The organism is Burkholderia sp. PAMC 28687, assembly GCF_001577465.1.
Taxonomy (GTDB): domain Bacteria; phylum Pseudomonadota; class Gammaproteobacteria; order Burkholderiales; family Burkholderiaceae; genus Caballeronia.
In genome coordinates, this window is record NZ_CP014507.1 from 358,310 (window position 1) to 382,538 (window position 24,229).

Sequence of the window (24,229 nt, forward strand, 5' to 3'; positions counted from 1 at the left end):
GTCGCCGTATAAATTGCTTAGTCGATGCCGTTGAAGACCGCATCGTCAGGACCGATATACGCGGGTGCTCGCCAAGCAGCATCGCGCATCGAGTGCTGGACCTGTCCTTCCACGCCGAGCAACACCGCGAAAATCGCCATGCGCACGGGGATGCCGTTATCGGTTTGACGGAAGATCGCAAGCCTCGGATCGTGGTTGAGGTCGACGCTGAGATCGTTGGCGCCGGGGCGGCCGTCACGCGGCAGCGGATGCATGATCAACGTGTCAGGCCCGCACACGCTTTCGACCAGGGCCTGATTGATCTGGAAATCAGGCGTGTAACCTTCGATGGATTCATCGGCGAAGCGCTCTTTCTGAATGCGCGTTGCATACACCACGTCCGCGCCTTTGAGACCTGCGTGCAGGTCGCTCGTCTGCTCGACCACATGATCGCCGCGCGTGATCTGATCGAGGATGGACGTGGGCATTTCAAGCGATGCCGGCGAGATCAACGTAAATTTCAGTCCGCGATACAGCGCCAGAAGCTTCGCGAGCGAATGCACGGTACGGCCGTATTTGAGGTCGCCGACCATTGCGATATGCGAGCCATCGACGATTTTCCCCACGCGTGAAAACTCGCGCTGGACCGTGTAGAGATCGAGCAGCGCCTGGCTAGGATGCTCGCCGGGTCCGTCGCCTGCGTTGATGACGGGAACATTGGTCGCGCGTGCGAACTCGGCCACCGATCCCTTCTCGGGATGGCGTACGACGAGCGCGTCCGCGTAGCCGCTGATCACGCGGCTGGTGTCATAGATGGACTCGCCTTTTGCCATCGATGAAAACGTGAAGCCCGTCGTGTCGCATACCGAACCGCCCAGCCGGCAGAACGCCGCGCCGAAACTCACACGTGTGCGGGTGCTGGCTTCGAAAAACAGGTTCGCGAGCACTGCGCCTTCCAGGACGCGCGTGATTTTTTGACGCCGCGCGATGGGTTGCATGGTGTCCGCGACCCGAAACAGCGCTTCGACGGAATCGCGCGAAAACTGATCGACGGAAAGCAGGTGCGGTCGTCCCTCGTGCAAAATGGAAGGTGACTGTACGCGTTGCGTATACTCATCGTCAGTGGGCGTTCGCTCCAGGATCTCCATGACGTAGCGGCTGGCGATCTCCGGCATGGCGCGCGATTCAGCGGATTCGTCCGGAAGCAGCCATGTATCCAGTGCCCGTCGCGCCACGCCAATCCGGTTTGCAAAGGCATCGCGCGTCATGTTGAGCCGCCGCATGGCGTCCCGAAGCAGAGTTTGTTGTTGCAGATGCATGTCGGACGCTCCCGGGGGTTATATACGCGCTGCGTATATTAAATCACTCGCCGAAAAGGTGCAACACGACCTCGCGTCTATGTGAAACGCGGCGGTGTTCGAACAGGTAGATGCCCTGCCACGTGCCGAGAACCATGCGGCCCGCGCTCACCGGTATGGAAAGCTGGACTTGAGTGAGCGCCGTTCTTAGATGCGCGGGCATGTCGTCAGGGCCTTCCGCGTCGTGTACATAACGGCCCGGCTCTTCCGGCGCAATGTCCGCGAAGAATTGTTCGAGGTCGGTGCGCACGTCGGGATCGGCATTTTCCTGTATCAGCAGCGACGCCGATGTATGTCTGAGGAACACTGTCAGCAGCCCGGTCTGGATGCCTTGCTGGTCGATCCAGCTGCGAATGTCGCGGGTAATTTCGTGCAGACCGCGCGTGCGCGTGGTCACGCCCAGATGGTGGAGCGCCTGTTTCATGCGGATGTCTCCAGAGGAAAGTGCGCAACGCAAGAAAGTCGTCGCGCTTGCCTCCGGAGTTTACCGGCTCATGCAGAGTGGCACAGGCGAGGCCGCTCATTCGCTCAATGGCCGAAGTAGATCGATTGCGTTGCTTGATCCGGCGCATGGTCAGCGCGTGCGCCCGATGCCGACATGCTGCCGGTGGACGATCCATACGACGTTGCCGCCGCCCCTTGTTGCGACCAGACTTTCTGTTCGGCGGCCTGGATATCCTGCGGGTAATTGACGTTTTCGCCGCCGGGGCTGTAGCCGGCCTTTTCGAGCTGAACGAGTTCGGCCTTGACCTCTGCGCGCGTCACTGGAGCGTTGCTCTGGGCAAACGCGAAAGCCGGTGCAGCCAATGCCGATGAAAGAACCAATGCGGAGATAAGGAATTTGTTCATGATGACCTCAATAAATAATTAGTGATCCGATGTATTTGCCAGGTTGCTACGGATGTTGCGTGGTACTTCGTTGCGGGACTTTCAGTTTGCTTCGCTTGCGTTTACCGGGGGCGTGCTTGCCACTGTGGTGTTCGATTGCTCTTGAGCAAGACGCGTCTGCTGTTGTTCTAGCTGGTGCGCGAAGATCGGATTGACATCGGGGTACGAGGTATCCGTCACGAAGTCGCGGCCGTCTTTCTGTGCCTGGATCAGTTCCTGATAGACCTCGGCGCGGGTCTTGGTTTGCGCAAATGCATTGGCTGAAGCGATTGTCGCGATAGCTACGAGGGTGATGGCGAGGGCTTTCATGTTTTTCTCCAGTAGATGTGTTTCGTGCGGTGTGTACTGGAGAGAACCCCGGAAGGGGCAGGGATATTCCCGATAAAGCGGATTATTTTTTGCCGGAAAAAAAATTGAATACGAGTGGAATAAGCTGCAATGGATGGTGTTTACGCGGTCAGGGACGCTTTTGTTTTCAGTTAGGCGGCTGTTTTGGCGCGAAACCTGAAACAATGTGCAGACGGAATAAAGCGCATGAAACGGTGTTCGCCTCCATACCGACAGCAACTCGAATCGATCATGTCCATAGTAAAACCACCTTCGGAACCCCGGCTCTCAGAGTCCGACGTCCAGGCTTACGCCGACGGCATGCTCGATCCGGTGCGCGCTGCCAGCGTTCAAAGCTATTTGAAAGACCGTCCCGACGAGGCGCAGCGGGTCGCGTTCTATGGGCGGATCAACCAGCAAATGCAGAGCGCCTTTCATGAACCCACGGACGAAGCGTCGCTGCCCAGATCCGCACCGCGCGTATCGAAGCGCCGTATCAGCGCGTATTTGATAGCCGCCTTCGCTGCGCTGGTGCTGGTAGCGGGCGGACTATTCGCGTTCGACATCTCCGATTCTGCGCTCGATAATGCATCGATCATGGCGCTCGAACAGGCGGTCGCGGTGCAGGACATGGCGACCGGCGCGAGCGGTTATGTAAGCTCGGCGAAGGCTTTGGCGGATGCGCCGAACTTGTACGTCGTAGGCTTTCACCCGACTGCGAGACGCGAAATGCCGGTGGGCCCGTTGGCATCGGCAACCGAATATGTGTATCGGAACGCGATGGGCGAGGCCGCTGTCATGCTGATCGCGCCCGGCATCATGGCAAAACCGCAACCGCAGTGGAAAGCAAATCGGGTAGGCGAGACGCGTTTGCTGGCATGGACTGCGGGCGGCAGGCGCTACGTGCTGGCGGGTCGTGCAAACACGCGCGGGCTGATGCGCGCTGCGGATCTGATGACGGGCAATTGAACTCAACGCATAAAAAAGCCGGATGACGGGAATAACCCGCAACCCGCGGTGTTAGCCCGTTATTCGCAGCGGCGTTTCAGGTCCAGCGTCCGCATAAGCTTACAAAATGAGGAAGGCCCATGGGCGTCCGTGACGAGTTAATGGAACATGTGCCGCGATTACGCCGCTACGCGCGGGCGCTGATCAACAATCGCGATCTCGCCGACGATCTGGTACAGGACACGCTTGAACGCGCGCTCCGCCATACGGAGAAGTTCCAGACCGGCACGGACATGCGCGCGTGGCTTTTCACGATCATGCATAACGTGTTCGCGAATCAGGCCCGTCGCGCCGGGGTAAAAGCGGTGCATGTCTCAGTCGATGACGAGAACATAAACGAGCGTGAATTCGCGGTCGCCGGCACGCAGACGCAGTCGCTCGAAATGCGCGATCTGGACTTTGCATTGCAGCGCTTGCCGCTCGATCAGCGTCAGGTCGTGCTGCTCGTGGGACTGGAAGAGATGAGCTATGCGGATGTTGCGCAAGCGCTGGAAATCCCGATCGGGACCGTCATGTCGCGTTTATCGCGCGGGCGTGAGAGATTGCGCGCACTGATGGCAGGCGCCCAACCCGGCGCAAAATTACAGGTGGTGCGATGAGCGAACAACAAACACCGATTACCGAAGACGAAATCCACGCATATGTGGACGGGTCGCTGGCGGAGCACCGTCGCGAGGAAATCGATCGGCTGCTGGAACACGACGAAGCGCTCGCCACCAAGATCAGCGATTACTTCTCGCTGAACAGCATGTTCCATGACCGCTATGACCGCGTGTTGAGCGAGTCCGTGCCGCAACGGCTGTTGCCGCCCGAACGCAAACGCTGGCGCGATGCCGCCAACTGGCCGCAATTCGCCGGCATGGCGGCGGCGCTTGTCATAGGCGTGGGCATTGGCGTGGGCGGCATGATGGGCAACGTCGGAGGCCGTGCGCTGATGCCCGGCAGCGGTGGTGGCGTTCACGTGGAGCGCGCGAGCTTTACGCCGGGTGAGCAGTTCGCGCGTCAATCCGCCGTTGCGCACGTGATGTATGCACCCGAAGTGATGCGGCCGGTCGAAGTCGGCGCGGATCGCGAGCAGGAACTGGTGACGTGGGTATCGAAGCGGCTTGGTACGGATGTGCGTCCGCCGATCCTGACGCGCGTCGGCTTCGAACTGATGGGCGGGCGTCTTTTGCCCGGCGACGATGGTCCGGTCGCGCAGTTCATGTACCACGACGCAAAGGGCGAACGCATCACGCTGTGCATCTCGCACAGGAAGATCAGTTCGGATACGACTGCGTTCAAGCTTTACCAGGACGGCTCGGTGAACGTGTTCTACTGGATCGATGGCGACTTCGGTTATGCGGTATCAGGCGCGATCGACCGGAAGGTATTGCTCGAGCTTTCGCACGACGTCTATTCTCAACTGACCCAGATGGGCGATGTAAAGCCGCAGACCTCCACGCAATAAAACGCTTCCGAAGGTGCCGGCGCATTGTTGCGCTGGCATCCGGTATTGACCGTCGCCAGGCCGGGTGACGCGACCAACGACGCAACGCAAGCTCGGCCCGACGTCCGGCCGCATATCGATGCAGGCATGCTGGTGATCGAGCGCGAGACACCATAGGCCCATGGCGACTGCCGCGATATCAATCACCATCCGACCATCCTTTCCGCCGGTCTCCAGCCGTCCGACAGTCCGCTGTCGGCCGTGCGCTCGTCGGCTTATGCCGTCTCTTATAATCGCCGCACGCGTGAGGAAGCGCATGGCCCGGCATCCGCTCAAGCATCGACACGGAACATTCAATGAGCGTCGCACATAGACATTTCAGCCCCGCCGCCCGGTTCCTGCACTGGCTGATGGCGCCGCTCGTGATAGCGATGTTGTTTATCGGCGTGGGGATGGTCGCCACGTTGTCATCGTGGCATCAGACGCTGCTGGCAATCCATAAGCCGCTTGGCATTGCGATTCTCGTGCTTGTGATCCTGCGGTTCATCGTTCGATTGACACATCGCACGCCGCCTTTGCCCAATGACGTGCCACATTGGCAGCAGCATATTGCCCATCTTTCGCACTGGGTCTTTTATGCATTGCTGTTCGCAATGCCGCTGGTCGGCTGGTCGATGCTGTCAGCCGGAGGGTTTCCGATTCACCTGTTCGGACCGGTTTATCTGCCGCCGATCGCGCCGCAGGGCGTGCGTCTCTATGCGTTCTTGCGTTCCGCGCACACGGTCTTGGCGCTCCTGTTGTTCGCGACCTTCCTCGCGCATCTGGGTGCTGCCATGTTCCACGGCTTGATCAAGCGCGATGGCGTGTTTTCGAGCATGGCAAGAGGCCGCGCGAGGGGACCTCGTTGAGCGCGGCCTCACACCAATAGATCACGCCGCCTGTTCGACCGGCGTCACCTCCAGTTCGAGCTTCTGCGTGCCGCGCAGCACAGTGACATTCACCACGCGGTCGATCCGCGTTGCATCCAGCGTCCGCTGCAAGCTGTCGACGCTGTCCACAGGCAGCGTGTCGATAGCAACGATCCTGTCGCCGGTGCGCAATCCCCCTATGGCGGCAGGACTCGCCTTCACGACTTCCATCACGTGCACGCCGCTCGCCGACGGCAATTCGAAATAGCGTTGCACGCGCCGAGAGATGGGCGACGTCGTACCCGCCACGCCGATATACGCGCGCCGTACGCGTCCGTGCGCGAAGAGCTGCATGATGACCCACTTGGCGGTATCGATTGCCGTGGCGAACGAGATTGCCTGCGCGCCCGCAATGATCGCCGTATTCACGCCGATCACCTGACCGGCCGAGTTGATCAGCGGGCCGCCCGAATTGCCGGGATTCAGCGCTGCATCGGTCTGGATCACGTCGTAGATCATGCGTCCGGAGTTGGATCGCAAGGAACGTCCGAGCGCCGAGACAACGCCGGTCGTCACCGTCTGCGCGAGGCCGAGCGGGTTGCCCACGGCAATCGCGATTTGCCCGACGCGGAGCTTGCCCGATTCGCCGAGTTCCACGTGCGGCAATGCTTCGGCAGAACCGATGCGCAGCACGGCGAGGTCGCTGTCGGGATCGTCGCCGACGAGGTCGGCATCGAACGTTCCGCCGTCGGCGAGCGTGACGCGAATCTGCGTGGCGCCGTGCACGACATGGCTATTCGTCAGCAGATAACCGTCGGGCGTGAAAATAAAGCCTGAACCCGTTCCACCCTGTGAGCCGCGCGGGTTGCGTGCGTTGGCGCTCCCGGGCATGCGCCGTTCGACCGAGATGAATGCCACTGCTTGCTGCACGCGCCCCAGCGCGCCGATGACCGTGCGCGAGTAGGCGTCGAGCAGCGCTTCGTCGCCAAGGGGAGTCGAGAGGGCGGCGGCCTCGGCGGTGCCGCGCGAGAGATCATCGATAAATTGGGGACGGCTTCCCATGATCGTGCTCCGGATAAATGGACCTTCAGATGCGGGGTAACGCTGCTGATTTCAAGCGGCGCCAAAGCGGGTGCGCTTGACTCGTCCCATCAGCACTTTCAATGCAATCGATATCAGGAATGATCGTTTAAGCGCGCGCGGGTGCGTTGCTAACATGGTTGGCTGGCTTCTCTCCCTTGCTCCGCTTCCATTTCCATGAAAATCCTTCATCGCCTTGTCGCCTGTTCTGCGATGGCGTTACTGGCTTCCACTGCCATCAACGCGGTTGCGCAAACGCCGTCGGGAACGCCGGTAAAACTGCGGATCGGCTACCAGAAATCCTCCACGCTGATCGCAATCCTCAAGGCGCGCGGGACCCTCGAAAAGGCGGTCGCGCCGCTGAATGTGCGCATAGAGTGGAGCGAGTTTGCAAGCGGGTTGCCGCTGACGGAAGCGCTTAATGCAGACGCTGTGGACTACAGCGCCGACGTCGCCGACACGGTTCCAGTCTTCGCGCAAGCTGCAAATGCCAACTTCGTCTATGTCGCGCAGGAAACGCCGTCGCCCTCGGCGCAGGCAGTGATCGTTCATCGCGATGCACCCATTCATTCGCTCGCCGACCTGAAAGGCAAACGCATCGCCGTCACCAAGGCAGCCGGCGTTCACTATCTGCTGCTGTCCGCGCTCTCACGGGCAAAGCTGACCCCTGCCGACGTCAAGATCAGTTACCTCGCGCCCGCCGATGCACGTGCCGCTTTCGAGCGCAACGACGTGGACGCATGGTTTGCATGGGACCCGTATGTGGCTTCGGTGGAACTCGATGCGGGCGCACGCATTTTGATGCGTGGCGATGGCCTCGCGTCTTATCAGCGCTATTACCTGGCATCGGCGCCATTCGCGCAGAAGTATCCGCAGATCGTCAATATCGTCTTCAAGCAACTGGTCGAGGCCGGTGTCTGGACGAAGGCGCATCCGCAAGACGCAGCGAAGATCCTCTCGCCGGTGTGGGGACTCGATCAGGCGACGGTCGAACGCGCCAACTCGCGACGTACCTATGCGGTCCGCGCAGTGGTCGCGAAGAACTTCGGCGAGCAGCAAGCTATATCCGACAGCTTCTATCAGGCGAAGCTCTTGCCGAAACCCGTCGATACCATGAGCGCACTCGTCTGGGACTTTGCATCGCGCAAGGCCGTTGCAGCGAATACCGCGACTTCGGCCAATACGGTCGCCGGTGGGGATACCGCCAAGCAGCCTTAGCGCATCACTGATCGTCAATGCGAGTTTCCAGAAACCGAAACCGCCCGCATCCGCCGGCGGTTTCGCTTCAAGTGAACGTGCCATTCAGTTCGCGTCCGTCGCCAGGCAACCCATCGCTGCGGCATCACTTGAGACGCATAAGCAGAATTGGCGAGAACCTTAGCTCAAATAAATCGTTCATGGGAAAAGTGTGCGTCGATAAGATGATTTATCGGAACGGGCGCTGAAGCTCGACTCAACTCGCAAGGCAGGAGCACGACTATGAATGTTTTCTGGTTCATTCCGACGCACGGCGACAGCCGTTATCTCGGTACGACGCAAGGCGCTCGCGCCGCGGACTATGACTACTTCCGCCAGATCGCGGTAGCCGCCGACACGCTCGGCTACGAGGGCGTCCTGCTGCCCACGGGCCGCTCATGCGAAGACGCATGGGTCGTGGCGTCGAGCCTGATTCCCGCGACCAAGCGCCTCAAATTTCTGGTGGCGATCCGCCCGGGCCTGAGTTCGCCTGGGCTGTCGGCACGCATGGCGTCGACGTTCGATCGGCTGTCGCATGGACGGTTGCTGATCAACGTGGTGACGGGCGGCGATCCGGTCGAGCTGGCCGGCGACGGCGTGTTCAACGACCACGACACGCGCTATGAAGTCACGGACGAATTCCTGAGCATCTGGCGCGGTTTGCTCGAGTCGTCGCATGAAGGCGGTTCAATCGATTACGAAGGCAAGCATTTGTCGTCGAAGGGCGGCAAGGTGCTTTATCCGCCGGTGCAGAAAGCGCACCCGCCGCTGTGGTTCGGCGGCTCGTCGCCTGCCGCGCACGAGATTGCGGCCGATCATATCGACACGTACCTGACGTGGGGCGAACCGCCGGCCGAAGTCGAAAAGAAGATCAACGATATTCGCCGCCGCGCAGCCGACAAAGGCCGCAAGATCAAGTTCGGCATTCGCCTGCATGTGATCGTGCGCGAGACGGAACAAGAAGCGTGGGCGGACGCGGACAAGCTCATCAGCAAGCTCGACGATGAAACCATCCAGCGCGCGCAGGCATCGTTTGCAAAGATGGATTCCGAAGGCCAGCGTCGCATGGCTGCGTTGCATGGCGGCCAGCGCGACAAGCTCGAAGTCTATCCGCACTTGTGGGCCGGCGTCGGACTCGTGCGCGGTGGCGCGGGCACGGCGCTCGTCGGCAATCCGGAGCAGGTTGCGGGCCTGATGAAAGAATACGCGGCGCTGGGTATCGATACGTTCATCTTGTCCGGCTATCCGCATCTGGAGGAGTCGTATCGCTTTGCAGAACTCGTGTTCCCGCTGTTGCCGCGCGAGCAGAAAGAGCCCGCGTCGGGCCCATTGTCGGGACCCTTTGGCGAAATCGTGGGCACGTCGTATTTGCCGCGTGCATCGCAGAGCTGAATCGGGGAATCACAATGAACGGATCATTTCTTCGACGCGCAGGCATGCAGGCAGCGCCCTGGCTCGTGCCTCTCCTGATCCTGGTTGCATGGGAGCTTGCAGCGCGAACCGGCGGCTTGTCGTCGCGTGTCTTGCCCGAGCCGCTGGCAGTCGTTAGGGCCGCGTGGGAGCTGATCCAGTCGGGCGACATGTGGGCGAACGTGAAGGTCAGCGCATGGCGTGCATTGACCGGTTTTGCGATCGGCGGCGGTATTGGTTTCGTGCTCGGACTGGGGACAGGTCTCTTCAAACCGGCTGAGGTTGCGCTCGACTCGACCGTGCAGATGATCCGCAACATCCCCGCGCTTGCAATGATTCCGCTGGTGATCCTGTGGTTCGGCATTGGCGAGGAAGCCAAGCTGTTTCTGGTTGCGCTAGGCGTGTTCTTTCCGGTCTACACGAATACGTATCACGGTATTCGTTCCGTCGATGCCGACCTGATCGAAATGGCGCGCAGCTACGGGCTTACAGGTTTCGCGTTGTATCGCGACGTGATATTACCGGGGGCGTTGCCGTCCATTCTCGTCGGCGTGCGTTTTGCGTTCGGCCTCATGTGGGTGATGCTGATCGTGGCGGAAACCATCTCGGCGCAATCGGGTATCGGCTATATGACGATGAACGCCCGCGAGTTCCTGCAGACGGACGTGGTGGTGGTCGGCATCCTGCTCTACGCGCTGCTCGGCAAGCTTGCCGACATGCTCGCCAAATCCATCGAGCGCGCCACGCTGCGCTGGCATCCTGCGTATCAGAAGGGAGCAAAATCGTGACATCAGTTCTTTCATCGCTGTCATCGGATAGCGTTGCGTTCGAACCGCGCGTCATCACGCGTGAACGCACACCGCCGTCGCCTTCGCCGCGTCCGAATCCTGCGGACATGGCCGTCGCGCTTCAGGGCGTCGACAAACATTTCGGCGCGCGCAAAGTTCTCTCCAATTTTGATTTTGCTATCGAGCGTGGCAGCTTTGTATCGATAGTCGGACGCAGCGGCTGCGGCAAGTCCACGCTGCTGCGCCTTATCGCCGGGCTCGAGAAAGCGACCGGCGGCGTGGTGAGCCGTAACGCGGCAGAGGGTGCGAGCGAATTGCAGACCCGCATCATGTTCCAGGACGCGCGCCTGCTGCCGTGGAAAAGCGTGCTGCAAAACGTGATGCTCGGCTTGCCGAAATCGTCGCGTGAGGACGCACGCGCGACGCTGGCCGAAGTCGGTTTAAGCGCGCGTGAAGGCGACTGGCCTGCGCAACTTTCGGGCGGTCAGCGCCAGCGTGTGGCGCTTGCTCGCGCGCTGGTGCATCGGCCGGACCTGCTGTTGCTGGATGAACCGCTTGGCGCGCTGGACGCCTTGACGCGCATTGAAATGCACGCGTTGATCGAGCGTCTGTGGCGCGAGCATGGCTTTACTGCGTTGCTGGTTACGCACGATGTGCAGGAGGCTGTGGCATTGGGCGAGCGCATCGTGCTGATCGAAGAGGGCAAGATTTCCTTCGATGCCGCCATCTCGCTCGCGCGTCCTCGTTCGCGCACGGCAGAAGGCTTCGCGGAGCTGGAAGAGCAGGTTCTTTCGCGGGTGCTGAAGCACGGCGCGCAGGTCAGCTAGACACCGTAATCATCACACTTTGCCGATGTCGACCGGCCCCGGCATGACTCACTCAAACAGGGAGCATCACATGGGCATCACAGCAATCAACGTACGCAACCAGTTCAAAGGTCATATCAAGGAGATCATCCGCGGGTCGGTGGTATCCGAGGTGGATGTAGAGACGCCACACGGCATCGTGACGTCAGTGATCACGACTCGTTCAGTCGATGAACTCGAATTGAAGGTCGGCAGTGAAGTCATCGCATTCGTGAAGTCTACCGAAGTATCGATTGCTCGGCTCTAAAGGATCCAAATGCAAAAGGGGCGAACCAAGGTTCGCCCCTTTTTATTCAGCGCCAGCTTTGACTAGAACGCCGGAATGATCGAGCCTTTGAACTGCGTGTCGATATAGTTCTTCACATCCGGCGACTCATACGCCGACACCAGCTTCTTGACCCAGGGCGCATTGCGATCCTTCTCGCGCACGGCGATCAGGTTGGCATACGGGCCCTTCAGATCTTCAATGGCGATCGCATCCCTGGTCGGCGACAACCCGGCCTTCACGGCGTAGTCCGTGTTGATGGACGCAGCGGTGAGGTCATCCAGCGAGCGCGGCAACTGAGCCGAATCGAGTTCGACCAGTTTGATGCCCTTCGGATTTTCAACTACGTCGAGCGGCGTTGCGTTCACGCCGTCCTTGCCCACGCCCGCCTTCAACTTGATCACGCCATTCTTTTGCAGCAGCAACAGTGCGCGATTGCCATTGGACGGGTCGTTCTGAATGCCGACCTTCGCGCCTTGCGGCAAATCCTTCAGTGACTTGATCTTCTTCGAGTAGAAACCCATGGGCGCCACGTACGTCAGGCCCACGTTGACGATCTTGTAGCCGCGCTGCTTGACCTGGCTGTCGAGGAACGGCTGGTGCTGAAAGCCGTTGGCGTCCAGGTCGCCCGCATCGAGTGCTGCATTGGGCTGGATGTAATCGTTGAATTCGATCACCTTGATCTTTAGGCCTTCGCGTGCCGCAACCTTCGATACTTCGGTCCAGATCTGCGCGTCGGGGCCGCTCATGGTGCCGATGCGCAGCGGCGCATCTTCAGCGTGGGCGGTGCCGAATACGGCGCCAAGCGCGGCGAACGCGACGCTTGCAATGATAGTTCTACGATGCATATTGAAACTCTTTCTGGTTAGCAGGGCCGCATCGTCTCACGACTTGCGCGGTGTTGGAACGAATCTGTTTTCATGTGGTTATGCAAATTCGAAAGGATGCTTCAGAACCTGCTTCACGCCCGCGGCAGGCGCCGGTTATCGATCCACATGCGCGCCCAGCGCGCCGCGTAGGCCACGGCAAGATCGGATTCGAAGAAGTAGTCGAGGGCATCGAATACGTAGGCGCGTTTTTGCAGCGACGCTTCGTCCTGAATGACGAGGTTGGCGGCGAACAATCCGCTGGGCAGCGGCTGTGCGGCGGGAGCGACTTCATAACCCTTGTAATGCATGTCTGTTTGACCTCCGGTACTCGATGCAATGGAACGCATGTGCCCAGATTAGCCAGCTGCGCCTGCCAACGGAACCAAGCAATTGGCAGAAGCAAAGCCGCTCCCAAGGGGAATAGGAAAGAAGCAAATGTGGCGTAGGTCTTGCGCGGGTTTGCGGTCGTGGCTACCGAATGATCGGCAGATATGGAAATGAATAAAAGATGGTATCCGCGCGATTAAGTTTCGCCTACCTTATAAAAGCGGTGGCCCGTTGCCCCGCGCCGGCCAGCGTTCAAGGAGAACTGCGATGTCAGAACAGAAAGCCCTTTTCAGGAGCTGGGGCAGCGACGTGCTGCGCAAGTGGCATGCACGGCGATTGGCTGCTGCAAGTCAGGCCAGGGAAACCGCGCGTGAGCCGTATCACCTTGAACGCATTGCCTCATGTGCATGCAGCGGCTATTTCCATATGGGGTATGTGGTGGATTCTTTCGTATTCACCCCGGAGTTGCCGTTCAAGGACTGACGCAAACGGTGTGCAACTTCAATAATGATCAGACATTCATGTGCCCTGAGCGGAACGGTTTTATTGAAGTCAGATGGCATCGAGGCAGTTGCTGCGGTCGTGCGCTGCCAGTCGCACACGCTTTTTCGACTGCTCGACACAACTCAGCCAGCGGTCACACGCCGCATCCAGAGTCTCGAGAAAGTATTCGGCGTTGAATTGCTACAGGCAAACCAAAAAATCAACGCGCAGTATCAAGTTCCGCAATAGCCTCGCGCGCATTGAACGCCAGCGCGAACTGCGCAGCTTGCCGGCCGACGGTTGCGAGCTGATCGGCGACTTTCGGATCGGAGCAGGTATCGATGGTTTCGAACCGCGTTTCCAGCGAATTGACGGCCGCGCCATACGGCGTCGGCCAGCCACGCAGCGCATGCACGATTGAACGCAGCGACGTCAGCACTGCGCCGCCGCCTTGCCATCCATAAGCCGTCACCACGCAGCCGACCGCCCGGCCGTCGAGATAGGGGCGTCTGTCGTCGCGCAGTTCTTCCAGCGTGTCCAGCGCGTTCTTGACGAGTCCCGAGACGCCGCCGTGGTATCCCGGCGTCCCGATGATCACCGCGTCCGCTTCGCGCACGGCTTCGATCAGTTCAATCTGCGCTTCGGTGCGTTCCTTGTGTTCGGGCGCATAGTGAGGAAGGCTATGCAGGAACGTGCCGCCGAAGAGGCGCGTGCGCGCGCCCTCGGCTTCGGCGCCGTTCAAGGCAACGCGAAGGGCGCGTTCGGTCGATGAAGCCGCGCGGGTCGTGCCGCCAATGCCAACCACGAGCGGGCGGCGAAATTCGAAGCTCTTCAACGAAATACTCCCAGTAGTGCGGCGGGACTGCGCCTGTGCATACGAACGCAGCAGATTATTAAAACATTTTAACGACCGATTTTCGCTGATGGAACCGAGCTTTGCTTGAATCGATATCCGTTTTACGTATTTCGGCGCACATTTCTCGCCCGGAAAGCCGCGCCGCAAGGCGCTCATATGCTTAAGTAATTAGCCCTTCGCAATTGATTATTAAGGCGTCGGCGCAGGTTACGTTAAACTTTCGCCTCTCCAGAACCAGGGATGAACGGCGGCCGGCTTGCCCGAGCGATGTTGCTCAACGGGGAGTTCGTCGCTTTTTTTCGTTTACATGATCGAAATTCGCAATCTGTCGCAGCGTTTCGCGGGCCCACGAGGCTGGATCGAAGCGTTGCATAACGTCAATCTGACGATACCGCCGGGCGAAGTGTTCGGCATCATCGGGCGCAGCGGCGCCGGTAAAAGTACGCTCGTACGCACCATCAACCTGCTGACGCGGCCTAGCGAAGGCAGCGTGATCGTGGACGGTCACGACCTCACTACGCTTTCGGCCGCGCAGTTGCGCACGGCTCGCCGCGACATCGGCATGATTTTCCAGCACTTCAACTTGCTGTCGTCGCGGACCGTGTTCGATAACGTCGCGCTGCCGCTCGAACTGGCCGGCATGAAGCGCGTCGAGATCGAGGCGACCGTGCTGCCGTTGCTGGATCTGGTCGGCCTGACCACACAGAAGGACCGCTATCCGTCGCAGATCAGCGGCGGCCAGAAGCAGCGCGTGGGTATCGCCCGGGCGCTGGCGAGCAAGCCCAAGGTGCTGCTCTCGGATGAAGCCACTTCCGCGCTCGACCCTGAAACAACCCGCTCGATTCTCGATCTGCTGCGCAAGATCAACAAGGAACTTGGTCTCACCATTGTCCTGATCACGCACCAGATGGATGTGATCAAGCAGGTCTGCGATCGCGTCGCCGTGCTCGATGCCGGCCGTGTGGTCGAAGAAGGCAACGTGGTCGAAGTCTTCATGCAGCCGCATCACGAAGTCACACGTGCATTGATCGGCGATGTCATCGCGCACGAATTGCCGCCCGCGTTGAAAGCGCGTGTAACCGAGCGCCTGAAGACCGGCGGTCATTTGCTGCGCCTGGCGTTCACGGGCTCCGGCGTGGATCAGCCGATCCTCTCCGAGACCATCCGCCGCTTCGAGCTGGATTTCAACATCCTGCACGGGCAGATCGATGAGATCCAGGGCCAGGCGTTCGGTTCGCTGGCCGTGCTCGCGGGCGGCGAGCCGGTGAACGTCGCCGAGGCGATAGCATACTTGCGTGAACAGGGTGTGGTGGTGGAGGAGATGTCTCATGTTGAGTGAAATGTTCGATATGTTCGTCCAGTCATTCTGGGAAACGCTCGTGATGGTGGGCATTTCCGGGCTGGTCGGCGCAGCGCTGGGCTTGCCGCTCGGCGTGCTGCTTTACCTTACTGACCGCGACGGCGTGCTGCGCAATCTCGGCGTGAATCGCGTCATGGGCGGCGTTGTGAATGCAGTGCGTTCGACACCGTTTATCATCCTGCTTGTTGCGGTGATTCCGTTCACGCGGCTGGTGGTGGGGTCGTCCATCGGCACCATGGCGGCGGTTGTGCCGCTGACCATCGCGGCTGCACCGTTCGTTGCCCGTCTCGTTGAAACCGCGCTGCGCGAAGTCGATCGCGGCCTGATCGAAGCAGCACAGGCCATGGGCGCCACGACGAGCCAGATCGTGTTCAAGGTGTTGTTGCCGGAATCGTTGCCGGGCGTGGTCGCGGGTTTGACCATCACGTTCGTGTCACTGGTCGGCTATTCGGCGATGGCCGGCGCGATTGGTGGCGGCGGTCTCGGCGACCTCGGGATTCGTTATGGTTATCAGCGCTTCCTGCCGGAAGTGATGCTGACCGTCGTCGTAATCCTGATCGTGTTCGTGCAACTGGTGCAGTCATTTGGCGACTGGCTTGTGCGTCGTCTCAGTCATAAATAAATTTTTATAGAAAGCTCAGGGGTTAGTCATGCAACGTCGATTCATTTTCAAGCTGGCCGCCGTGATCGGCGCAGCGGCACTGTTCACCAATGTCGCCCAGGCCGACGAAACCATCAAGGTCGGTGTAACCGGCGGCCCGCATGCGCAGGTCATGGAAGTGGTCAAGCAAGTCGCCGCGAAGAACGGCTTGAACATCAAGATCGTGGAGTTCGCGGACTACGTGCAGCCGAACGCCGCGCTGGCTTCGGGCGATCTCGATGCCAACAGCTATCAGCACGCGCCGTATCTCGACGCGCAAGTGAAGGACCGCGGTTACAAGATCATCAAGATCGCCGATACCGTCACGTTCCCGATGGGCATCTATTCGAAGAAGTACAAGTCGCTGGCGGCGTTGCCTGCAGGCGCGCGCATCGCGGTGCCGAACGATCCGACCAACGGCGGCCGCGCGTTGTTGCTGCTGCAGAAAAACGGCCTGCTGAAATTGCGCGCCGATGCGGGTCTGAAAGCAACGCCGCTCGATATTGTCGAGAATCCCAGGAAGCTGAAGATCGTCGAACTCGATGCCGCGCAGATCCCGCGTTCGCTCGCCGACGTGGACGCGGCCGCGATCAACACGAACTTCGCGATGGAAGCCGGTTTGAAGCCGAAGCAGGACGCGATTGCGATTGAAGATCCGAACGGCCCCTATTCGAACATCATCGCCATTCGCGCCGCCGACAAGGACAAGCCTTGGGTTGCGAAGCTGGTTGCCGCGTATCACTCGGCGGCAGTCAAGCAGTTTATCGAAGGGAAGTATGCCGGTGCGGTGATCGCTGCCTGGTAACTGGACATTCCGTCGTGGAAAAAAGCGCGCTCTCTCCCGAAAGGGTCAGGGCGCGTTGTACTTCTGGGTCGCTCCGAGGGTAAACGCCGAGATTTTTCGAGGCCGTCAGAAAGCAGGCAGAAGGCTTGGACTTCTTATACTGGCCGCACATTAGAACAAGATACCGGCTTGGTACTGAAGAAGGAGACGCTTCGCATGATGTTGTTTCGCCGCCTGTTCACGTCAGCTTGCATGGCTGCGCTGCTTTGCGCCGCGACGTCCACGCACGCGGAAAAGCTGACGCTCATGGCGGGCGGCACCTCCAAGATCGTCTATCTGCCGCTGGTTCTTGCCTCGCAACTCGGCTACTTCAAGGACGAAGGCCTCGATTTCGAAATCATCTCGCAACCGGCCGGCGTCGATACCGCGACGGAACTGCTGGCGGGCGCGATCCAGGGCGCGGTGGGTTTTTACGATCACACCATCGACCTGCAGAGCCGCGGCAAGGAAGTCGAAGCGCTGGTCGTATTCAACAAGAGCGCGGGACTTGTCGAGCTGGTATCGAAGAGATCAGCTTCGGGATTTCGCAGCATGGCCGATGCAAAAGGCGCGACGCTCGGCGTGACCGGACTTGGATCGTCCACTTATTTCCTGACACGTTTTCTCGCAGCGCGCGCCGGGTTGTCACCGAAGGATTATTCCGTATTGCCAGTTGGATCGGACGACAGTTTTATCGCGGCGATGGAGCAGGGACGCATCGATGCGGGCATGGTCGAAGAGCCCAGCGCCAGCCGCTTGCTGGCAAGCGGACGCGCAACCGTGCTGGTGGATATGCGCAGCGTCGAAGGCACCATGTCCGCGCTCGGCGGCGCCTACGCAGGTTCGTGCTTCTACGCTCAGCGCTCGTGGGTCAACACGCATCGCGATCAGGCGCAAAAGCTCGTGCGTGCGCTGGTGCGCTCGCTTGCTTTCATAGCGTCGCATAGCGCAGAAGACATCACGGCCCGGTTACCGCCGGATTTCTACGGACAGGACAAAGCGCTCTATATCAGCGCGCTCAAGACCGCGATTCCAACCTTTACGCGAGACGGACGCATGCCCGACGAGTCGCCCGCTGCAGTGCTCAACGTTCTCACGCGCGTCAATTCAACGCTCGATCCGCGCCATATCGACTTGTCGAGGACGTACACCAATGAGTTCGTGGATCGTGTGAAGCTCAGCGCGAAGTAATTCCCGGAGACGAAGATGAAAGCGATAGGTATTGAACAGTACGGCGGTCCCGAAGTCCTTATTCGTAAGGATATCGAAGTACCTCAACCAAAAGAAGGCGAGGTGCTCGTGAAGGTCAGGTGCGCCGGCATCAATTTCATGGACATTCATACGCGGCAGGGCAAGTACAAGACGTCACGGACGTATCCGGTGCGTCTTCCGTGCACGCTCGGCATGGAAGGCTCCGGCGACGTGGCGAAGCTGGGTGCGGGCGTTACATCGCTCGATCTTGGTGACCGCGTGGCCTGGTGCATTTCGTGGGGCGCATACGCAGAATACGCCATCGTTCCCGCCTCGCGTCTAGCGCATATCCCGGATTCCATTGCCTACGATCTGGCCGCTGCCGCGATCTTCCAGGGGTCGACGGCGCATTATCTGATCGACGATGTGGGGCAGATCAAGGCAGGCAGCACGTGCCTGATCCATGCGGCATCGGGTGGTATCGGCCAGTTGCTGGTGCAGCTCGCGAAGCGTCGCGGCGCGACCGTTTTCGCGACAACCAGCAGCGAGTCCAAGGCCGAGGTCGCGCGCAAGCACGGCGCCGATCACGTGATGCTCTACGACAACGGACGCTTCGCCGATCGCGTGCGTGAAGCAACGGACGGCAAAGGCGTGGACGTGGTGTACGACGCGGTAGGCCGCACCACGCTGCGCGACAGCTTTCGTGCGACGCGCGTTCGCGGTCTCGTTGTCAATTATGGGTCGGTGGCGGGGTCGCTGACGGACCTCGATCCTATCGAGCTAGGCGAAGCCGGATCGTTGTTCCTGACGCGTCCACGGCTGGCCGATCATCTCGCCGATGCCGAAACCGTCCAGCGCCGCGCGAGCGACGTCTTTGCGGCGCTTGCCGATGGTTCCCTCACGATCGGCATCAGTGGCCGCTATACGCTCGACAACGTCGAAGAGGCGCATGCGCAACTGGAAGAACGACGCCAGCTTGGCAAGTCCGTAGTGATGATCGGATAGCCGCACGCGTTTGACATTTTTTATCGGCGCTACGTAGCTCGGCGCGATGCATCCCTAAAGAAGGCTCCTCCATGTCCTCACACGCAATGTCTGCCGGCGAGTCGAAAGCCAAGGCGGTTTTCCGCGTCGTCAGCGGTAACTTTCTCGAAATGTACGACTTCACGGTCTACGGGTATTACGCCTCGGCCATCGCCAGAACCTACTTCCCGGGCGGCAGCGAATTTGCATCATTGATGCTCGCGCTTTCGGTGTTCGGCGCCGGTTTCCTGATGCGGCCGATCGGCGCCATCGTGCTCGGCGCGTATATCGATCATCACGGTCGCCGCAAGGGCTTGATCCTCACGCTGACCCTCATGGCGATAGGTACGGCCTGCGTTGCCTTCGTGCCCGGGTATGCCACCATCGGCATGCTGGCGCCGGTTCTCGTGCTCACGGGGCGCTTGCTCCAAGGGTTCTCGGCGGGCGTGGAACTGGGCGGGGTATCGGTGTATCTGTCCGAGATCGCGACGAAAGGGAACAAGGGCTTTTTCTGCGCGTGGCAGTCGGCCAGCCAGCAAGTCGCGGTGGTGGTCGCGGCGTTGCTCGGCGTGATCCTGAATCAGGTGGTCTCGGCCGAACACATGAGCACATGGGGATGGCGCGTGCCGTTCCTGATCGGTTGCCTGATCGTTCCATTCGTTGTGTATATCCGCCGGTCGCTGAAGGAAACCGATGAGTTCATCGCCCGCAAGCATCATCCGGCGATCAGCGAAATCATGAAGTCGATGGTGCAGCATCGCGGCCTGGTGCTCGCGGGCATGGGTCTCGTGATCATGACGACCGTCTCGTTCTACATGATCGCCGCTTACACGCCGACGTTCGGCAAAGAAGTGCTCAAGCTGTCGTCGCGCGACGCGCTGCTCGTGACAGTGTGTGTGGGTTTGTCGAACTTTTTATGGTTGCCGATCTCCGGCGCTGTGTCGGATCGAATCGGACGGCGTCCGGTGTTGCTGACCTTTACTGTCCTCGCGGTTCTGACGGCTTATCCGGCGGTGCAGTGGCTGGTCGCCGAACCTTCGTTCGGACGCTTGCTCGGGGTCGAGTTGTGGCTGTCGTTTCTTTACGCCTGGTACAACGGCGCGATGATCGTGGCGCTGACCGAGATCATGCCGGCCGAAGTCAGGACCACGGGGTTCTCGATTGCATACAGCCTTGCATCGACGGTTGGCGGATTCACGCCGGCGATCTCCACCTACCTGATTCACGTGACGGGGAACAAGGCCGCGCCCGGCATCTGGATGGGGCTCGCGGCGGCTTGCGGGCTGGTGGCGACGTTGGTGCTCTACCGGACGGCGCAGGCGCGCAGGCAATATAAACTCGCGTAATGTGTTTTTTCCCCTGGAGGCGCATGCCGCGCCTCGGGGCAAAAATTCACGAATAACGCGGTGACCGTAATGAAGCTACTGCTGGTCGAGGACAACGAGCAACTCGCTCACTGGCTCGCTAAAATCCTGGAAGACGATGGTTTCGTGCTCGATCGCGTGAGCGACGGCGATGCCGCAGACCGGTTCCTGCGCACCACGCGCTACGACGTCGTGCTGCTGGATCTGAACCTGCCGAACCTGTCGGGCAAAGGCGTGTTGCGGCGCTTGCGCGAACGCGGCGACGACACGCCTGTGCTGATCCTCACGGCAAGCGGTTCCGTCGATGAAAAAGTGATCTGCCTGAGCGCCGGCGCGGACGACTACGTGGTCAAGCCATTCGATGCACGCGAGCTGGTTGCGCGCGTCAAGGTGCTGGTGCGGCGCCAACTGCCGTCGCGCTCGAACAGCGTGCGTTGCGGCGATCTTTCCTACGATATCGACCGGCGGCAATTTTCGGTTTCCGGCGAGACGCTGAACCTGACGCCACGCGAACACGCCGTCCTCGAAACATTGATCCTCAAGGCCAGGAAGACGGTATCGAAACCGATGCTGGCGGACTCCCTCGGCAGTTCGACCACTCATACCAGCGAAGACGCGATTGAAATCTACGTGTCAAGGCTGCGCAAGAAGCTCGAAAAAAGCACCGCGACGATCATCACCCTGAGAGGCCTGGGTTACCTCTTGCAAGCCGGCGACGATGACGAATAGCCTGCGTTTGCGCTTGCTGCTGTGGCTGCTGTTGCCGCTCACGGTGTACGTGTTCGCGGCCGGGTTCATGGCGCGTGAAAGCGCGCAGAAAACGGCGAGCCTGATTCAGGACAACGCGCTCCTTGCGTCCGCCCGCGTCATGGCAGGCGATGTCAAATGGGATGACAGCGACCTGCACGCCGACATCTCGCCGAGCGCCATCGAAATCCTGAGTTCGCCCTATGGCGACCGCGTGTTTTTTCGTATCAGGGTCATCGACGGTCCTCCGATTGCGGGAACGTCCGATCTCGAGCAAGTCGAGCCGGCCACGTCGCCGGGATGGTACGACACGCAAGTCGATGGCCAGCCGGTGCGCGCGGTATCGATCATTCGCCCCATGTATGACTCGGGCGAGAGCAAGCGCATCCTGGTGTCGGTCGGCAGGACCGAGCTGGAACGCGACGCGCTCGCGGCCGACCTGTGGCGGCCGCAATTGCTGCATTTCGCGGAGATCATCGGGATTGCCGTCGTGCTGGTGTGTGTGGGCCTGACCTTCGAATTAAGGCATTTGATGGCCTTGACCAAGGACGTGCGCGATCGCGCGCCGAGCGAGCTCGTCCCCTTGCGTTCGGCGCATCTGCAAAGTGAATTGCGGCCTATCGTCGATGCCATCAATCAATGCATTGCGCGCATCGAGCGTCAGACGGCCATGCAGCGCCGTTTCATTTCCCATGCCGCACATCAGTTGCGAACGCCGCTGACGCTGCTCGGCGCACAGTTGCAATATGCGCGCCGGCATGACGATCTTGCGACGGTCAAGGAGACCTTGTCGGCCATGCACAAGAGCAACGGCGCACTGGTTTCGTTGACCAACCAGTTGCTTCTGCTGGCGCAGGCCGAGACCGCAGACTACAGTCATTTCGAAGGTGAACGAGTCGATCTGCGCGAGGTCGCGACGACGGTCATCGAAGATTTGGCGCTGCTTGCGGAGCGTCGCGAGATCGAGCTCTCGGCGCAGCTCGCCGACAACACGTTCCTGCTGGGCAATGCGCGCCTGCTGTCCGTGCTGGTTTTCAATCTCATCGATAACGCCATTCGATACACGCCGCCATCAGGACACGTGTCGCTTCTGATCGAGCGGCGTGAAAAGTCGATCCTGCTGCTCGTGACCGACGATGGCCCGGGCATTCCAGCCGATGTTCGCGACCGTGTATTCGAGCCTTTCTTCAGAGCGTCTGCCGAGGAGGGCAGTGGACTGGGTCTTGCCATCGTGCGGGAGATCGTGCGGGCGCATCGTGCGCAAATTCGCATGGACGATGGTCCTGGCGGGAAGGGACTTGCCGTGCACATCGCATTTTCAGCGTGAGGGGCAGGAAGTCGCACAAGAAAAAACGCGCGGACTCGATGGCCGCGCGTTCGTTGTACCAGGCGAAGGCTTTTCAGCGCGTCAGCTTTCTTCAGCCCACGCCATGTTTTCCCGCGCCATCAATGCCGACGATGCCGCCGGTCCAAACGTCCCCGCCGTATAAGTACGCGGACGATCGTTCAGTTCTTTCCAGCCATCCAGAATGGGTTCGACCCACGCCCACGCCGCTTCGAGTTCGTCACGGCGCATGAAGTGCGTCAGGCGGCCGCGCATCACATCGATAAGCAAACGCTCGTACGCTTCCGCGCGACGCTCGGTGAACGCCTGTTGCAAATCGAGGTTCAGGTTCACGGGCAGCATATGCATGCCGCTGCCGGGTTCCTTCGCGAGCATTTGCAGCTGGATCGATTCCTCGGGTTGCAACTGGATGATCAGACGGTTGCCATAATTACGCGGACCGCTCGGGATGATCGAAAACGGCAGGTCGGCGAATTCGATCACGATTTCCGATTGTTTCTTCTGCAACCGCTTGCCGGTGCGCAGGAAGAAGGGCACGTTCGCCCAGCGCCAGTTGTTGATATGCGCGCGAATGGCCACGAAGGTTTCCGCGCGGCTGTCCGCCGGCACGTTGTCCTCTTCCATGTATCCCTTCACCGGCTCGCCGCCGATCGCGCCCGGGCTGTACTGGCCGCGCACGGTGTCGCGGGCAATATCGGCGACCGTCATCTTGCGCAGCGAGCGCAGCACCTTGAGCTTTTCATCGCGAACGGCGTCCGGATCGAGCGATACCGGCGGCTCCATGGCCACGATGCACAACAGTTGCAGCAAGTGGTTCTGCACCATGTCGCGCAACGCGCCGGTCTGGTCATAGAAGCCCGCACGGCTGCCGACGCCCACTGTTTCGGCCACGGTGATCTGCACGCTCTTGATGTACGGCGCTTGCCACAATGGTCCGAAGATCGCATTGCCGAAGCGCAGCACCATCAGGTTCTGCACCGTTTCCTTGCCGAGATAATGGTCGATGCGATAAATCTGCGCTTCGGCGAAATGACGTCCCACGGATGAATTGATCGCCTGTGCCGACGCGAGATCATGGCCCAGCGGTTTTTCCAGCACGACGCGCGAGTTTGCGTCGACGAGACCGGACGCCGCGAGGTTGTCGCAGATGGTCGTGAAGAGTTCCGGTGACGTCGCGAGGTAAAACACGCGGCACACGTCCTTGCGCGCCACTTCAGCGAGGTTCAGATAGTCGCCCGGCTGATCGATGTTGATGCGCACGTACTCGAAGAGGCTCAGGAACGTGTCCCACGACTGCGGGTCGAGCGCTTTGGCGTCGACGAACGGTTTCGATTGTTCCTGCACGAACTGTACGTACTGCTCGCGCGACCAGTCACGGCGGCCAATGGCGATGATGCGTGTTTGCGGGGGCAGGTTGTCATGCAAGTGCGCCATATACAGCGCAGGCAGAAGCTTGCGTGCGGACAGGTCGCCGGCGCCGCCGAAGATGATCATGTCGACGGGCAGGTCGGGCGCAGCTGAAGGAGTTTGAGTGGTCATGGCGCGTAGGGGAATCGCAGGTTGATGCAGTCAAATTTGCGCTCTGTAAGAGCGGCCTTTTACGACGCTGAGTATGTCGTTATACCAGTTACGCCTGGATCGGGCTTTTATGGCAATGTT

The 24,229-nt window shown here is 60.2% G+C and carries 29 protein-coding genes; 20 read left to right on the forward strand and 9 right to left on the reverse strand.

Annotated elements, in window-relative coordinates:
• Positions 1 to 17 precede the first annotated feature (17 nt).
• The 4 genes from AX768_RS24475 to AX768_RS24490 form a co-directional block, all read right to left on the reverse strand.
• Complete coding sequence (locus tag AX768_RS24475; protein ID WP_062002708.1) at positions 18 to 1,298, reverse strand: aspartate carbamoyltransferase; 1,281 nt, start codon at positions 1,296 to 1,298, stop codon at positions 18 to 20.
• Positions 1,299 to 1,341: 43 nt separating this feature from the next.
• Positions 1,342 to 1,761, reverse strand: coding sequence for a secondary thiamine-phosphate synthase enzyme YjbQ (locus AX768_RS24480; RefSeq protein ID WP_062002709.1), 420 nt, complete (start codon positions 1,759 to 1,761; stop codon positions 1,342 to 1,344).
• A gap of 104 nt (positions 1,762 to 1,865) precedes the next feature.
• Positions 1,866 to 2,186: a DUF4148 domain-containing protein gene (locus AX768_RS24485; protein ID WP_062002710.1), complete on the reverse strand. Its 321-nt coding sequence runs from the start codon at positions 2,184 to 2,186 to the stop codon at positions 1,866 to 1,868.
• 81 nt (positions 2,187 to 2,267) lie between these two features.
• A complete protein-coding gene (locus tag AX768_RS24490; RefSeq protein WP_062002711.1) occupies positions 2,268 to 2,534 on the reverse strand; it encodes a DUF4148 domain-containing protein in 267 nt (88 codons plus the stop codon).
• A 270-nt stretch (positions 2,535 to 2,804) separates the two neighbouring features.
• Between AX768_RS24490 and AX768_RS24495 the strand changes: the two genes are divergently transcribed.
• The 5 genes from AX768_RS24495 to AX768_RS24510 all read left to right on the forward strand — a co-directional run bounded on the left by AX768_RS24495 (position 2,805) and on the right by AX768_RS24510 (position 5,897).
• On the forward strand, positions 2,805 to 3,521 hold the full coding sequence (locus tag AX768_RS24495) for an anti-sigma factor family protein (protein WP_144022003.1): 717 nt from the start codon (positions 2,805 to 2,807) through the stop codon (positions 3,519 to 3,521).
• A gap of 119 nt (positions 3,522 to 3,640) precedes the next feature.
• Positions 3,641 to 4,159 (forward strand): RNA polymerase sigma factor, encoded by a 519-nt coding sequence (locus AX768_RS24500; RefSeq protein WP_062002713.1) that lies wholly within the window; start codon positions 3,641 to 3,643, stop codon positions 4,157 to 4,159.
• Positions 4,156 to 5,010, forward strand: coding sequence for an anti-sigma factor family protein (locus tag AX768_RS24505; RefSeq protein ID WP_062002714.1), 855 nt, complete (start codon positions 4,156 to 4,158; stop codon positions 5,008 to 5,010). The genes AX768_RS24500 and AX768_RS24505 overlap by 4 nt, the downstream gene beginning before the upstream one ends.
• 24 nt (positions 5,011 to 5,034) lie before the next feature.
• Complete coding sequence (locus tag AX768_RS34135) at positions 5,035 to 5,166, forward strand: hypothetical protein (RefSeq protein WP_256927542.1); 132 nt, start codon at positions 5,035 to 5,037, stop codon at positions 5,164 to 5,166.
• 179 nt (positions 5,167 to 5,345) lie between these two features.
• Positions 5,346 to 5,897 carry a cytochrome b gene (locus AX768_RS24510; protein WP_062002715.1) on the forward strand — a complete coding sequence of 184 codons (552 nt, stop codon included), beginning with the start codon at positions 5,346 to 5,348 and terminating at the stop codon, positions 5,895 to 5,897.
• 21 nt (positions 5,898 to 5,918) lie between these two features.
• Here AX768_RS24510 and AX768_RS24515 read toward each other — a convergent pair whose 3' ends face one another.
• On the reverse strand, positions 5,919 to 6,959 hold the full coding sequence (locus tag AX768_RS24515; protein ID WP_062002716.1) for a S1C family serine protease: 1,041 nt from the start codon (positions 6,957 to 6,959) through the stop codon (positions 5,919 to 5,921).
• A gap of 195 nt (positions 6,960 to 7,154) precedes the next feature.
• Between AX768_RS24515 and AX768_RS24520 the strand changes: the two genes are divergently transcribed.
• From AX768_RS24520 to AX768_RS24540, 5 genes are all read left to right on the forward strand, one after another.
• Positions 7,155 to 8,195, forward strand: coding sequence for an aliphatic sulfonate ABC transporter substrate-binding protein (locus AX768_RS24520; RefSeq protein ID WP_062002717.1), 1,041 nt, complete (start codon positions 7,155 to 7,157; stop codon positions 8,193 to 8,195).
• A gap of 261 nt (positions 8,196 to 8,456) precedes the next feature.
• On the forward strand, positions 8,457 to 9,605 hold the full coding sequence (ssuD, locus tag AX768_RS24525; RefSeq protein ID WP_062002718.1) for an FMNH2-dependent alkanesulfonate monooxygenase: 1,149 nt from the start codon (positions 8,457 to 8,459) through the stop codon (positions 9,603 to 9,605).
• A gap of 14 nt (positions 9,606 to 9,619) precedes the next feature.
• Positions 9,620 to 10,411 carry an aliphatic sulfonate ABC transporter permease SsuC gene (gene ssuC, locus AX768_RS24530; RefSeq protein ID WP_062002719.1) on the forward strand — a complete coding sequence of 264 codons (792 nt, stop codon included), beginning with the start codon at positions 9,620 to 9,622 and terminating at the stop codon, positions 10,409 to 10,411.
• 53 nt (positions 10,412 to 10,464) lie between these two features.
• Positions 10,465 to 11,238, forward strand: a complete 774-nt coding sequence (locus AX768_RS24535) for an ATP-binding cassette domain-containing protein (RefSeq protein ID WP_062003647.1) — start codon at positions 10,465 to 10,467, stop codon at positions 11,236 to 11,238.
• Between the two features lie 70 nt (positions 11,239 to 11,308).
• The gene (locus AX768_RS24540) at positions 11,309 to 11,524 is read left to right on the forward strand and encodes a TOBE domain-containing protein (protein ID WP_056365821.1); all 216 of its coding nucleotides are present in this window, start codon (positions 11,309 to 11,311) and stop codon (positions 11,522 to 11,524) included.
• A 62-nt stretch (positions 11,525 to 11,586) separates the two neighbouring features.
• Here the strand turns inward: AX768_RS24540 and AX768_RS24545 are convergent, their stop codons facing one another.
• A complete protein-coding gene (locus AX768_RS24545) occupies positions 11,587 to 12,390 on the reverse strand; it encodes a MetQ/NlpA family ABC transporter substrate-binding protein (protein WP_062002720.1) in 804 nt (267 codons plus the stop codon).
• 113 nt (positions 12,391 to 12,503) lie between these two features.
• On the reverse strand, positions 12,504 to 12,719 hold the full coding sequence (locus tag AX768_RS24550; protein WP_062002721.1) for a hypothetical protein: 216 nt from the start codon (positions 12,717 to 12,719) through the stop codon (positions 12,504 to 12,506).
• A gap of 286 nt (positions 12,720 to 13,005) precedes the next feature.
• Between AX768_RS24550 and AX768_RS24555 the strand changes: the two genes are divergently transcribed.
• Together AX768_RS24555 and AX768_RS32965 are read left to right on the forward strand one after the other, a co-directional pair.
• Positions 13,006 to 13,221, forward strand: coding sequence for a hypothetical protein (locus tag AX768_RS24555; protein ID WP_062002722.1), 216 nt, complete (start codon positions 13,006 to 13,008; stop codon positions 13,219 to 13,221).
• Between the two features lie 24 nt (positions 13,222 to 13,245).
• Positions 13,246 to 13,470, forward strand: coding sequence for a helix-turn-helix domain-containing protein (locus AX768_RS32965; RefSeq protein ID WP_231941596.1), 225 nt, complete (start codon positions 13,246 to 13,248; stop codon positions 13,468 to 13,470).
• On the opposite strand, the gene AX768_RS24560 is transcribed toward AX768_RS32965, so the two are convergent.
• On the reverse strand, positions 13,442 to 14,056 hold the full coding sequence (locus tag AX768_RS24560) for an NADPH-dependent FMN reductase (RefSeq protein ID WP_062003648.1): 615 nt from the start codon (positions 14,054 to 14,056) through the stop codon (positions 13,442 to 13,444). The genes AX768_RS32965 and AX768_RS24560 overlap by 29 nt on opposite strands.
• Before the next feature lie 328 nt (positions 14,057 to 14,384).
• Here AX768_RS24560 and AX768_RS24565 point away from each other — a divergent pair, with 328 nt between their 5' ends.
• The 8 genes from AX768_RS24565 to AX768_RS24600 all read left to right on the forward strand — a co-directional run bounded on the left by AX768_RS24565 (position 14,385) and on the right by AX768_RS24600 (position 22,552).
• The gene (locus AX768_RS24565) at positions 14,385 to 15,416 is read left to right on the forward strand and encodes a methionine ABC transporter ATP-binding protein (protein WP_062002723.1); all 1,032 of its coding nucleotides are present in this window, start codon (positions 14,385 to 14,387) and stop codon (positions 15,414 to 15,416) included.
• Positions 15,406 to 16,059: a methionine ABC transporter permease gene (locus AX768_RS24570; protein WP_062002724.1), complete on the forward strand. Its 654-nt coding sequence runs from the start codon at positions 15,406 to 15,408 to the stop codon at positions 16,057 to 16,059. Before AX768_RS24565 ends, AX768_RS24570 begins: the two co-directional genes overlap by 11 nt.
• A gap of 28 nt (positions 16,060 to 16,087) precedes the next feature.
• Positions 16,088 to 16,882 carry a MetQ/NlpA family ABC transporter substrate-binding protein gene (locus AX768_RS24575; RefSeq protein ID WP_062002725.1) on the forward strand — a complete coding sequence of 265 codons (795 nt, stop codon included), beginning with the start codon at positions 16,088 to 16,090 and terminating at the stop codon, positions 16,880 to 16,882.
• 195 nt (positions 16,883 to 17,077) lie between these two features.
• Positions 17,078 to 18,091: an ABC transporter substrate-binding protein gene (locus AX768_RS24580; protein ID WP_062002726.1), complete on the forward strand. Its 1,014-nt coding sequence runs from the start codon at positions 17,078 to 17,080 to the stop codon at positions 18,089 to 18,091.
• Positions 18,092 to 18,106: 15 nt separating this feature from the next.
• Positions 18,107 to 19,096, forward strand: a complete 990-nt coding sequence (locus AX768_RS24585; RefSeq protein WP_062002727.1) for a quinone oxidoreductase family protein — start codon at positions 18,107 to 18,109, stop codon at positions 19,094 to 19,096.
• Between the two features lie 71 nt (positions 19,097 to 19,167).
• Positions 19,168 to 20,460: an MFS transporter gene (locus AX768_RS24590; RefSeq protein WP_062002728.1), complete on the forward strand. Its 1,293-nt coding sequence runs from the start codon at positions 19,168 to 19,170 to the stop codon at positions 20,458 to 20,460.
• Between the two features lie 69 nt (positions 20,461 to 20,529).
• Positions 20,530 to 21,207 carry a response regulator transcription factor gene (locus AX768_RS24595; RefSeq protein ID WP_062002729.1) on the forward strand — a complete coding sequence of 226 codons (678 nt, stop codon included), beginning with the start codon at positions 20,530 to 20,532 and terminating at the stop codon, positions 21,205 to 21,207.
• Positions 21,197 to 22,552 (forward strand): sensor histidine kinase, encoded by a 1,356-nt coding sequence (locus AX768_RS24600; protein WP_062002730.1) that lies wholly within the window; start codon positions 21,197 to 21,199, stop codon positions 22,550 to 22,552. The genes AX768_RS24595 and AX768_RS24600 overlap by 11 nt, the downstream gene beginning before the upstream one ends.
• Before the next feature lie 81 nt (positions 22,553 to 22,633).
• Here AX768_RS24600 and zwf read toward each other — a convergent pair whose 3' ends face one another.
• Complete coding sequence (zwf, locus tag AX768_RS24605; RefSeq protein ID WP_062002731.1) at positions 22,634 to 24,109, reverse strand: glucose-6-phosphate dehydrogenase; 1,476 nt, start codon at positions 24,107 to 24,109, stop codon at positions 22,634 to 22,636.
• Between the last annotated feature and the right edge of the window lie 120 nt (positions 24,110 to 24,229).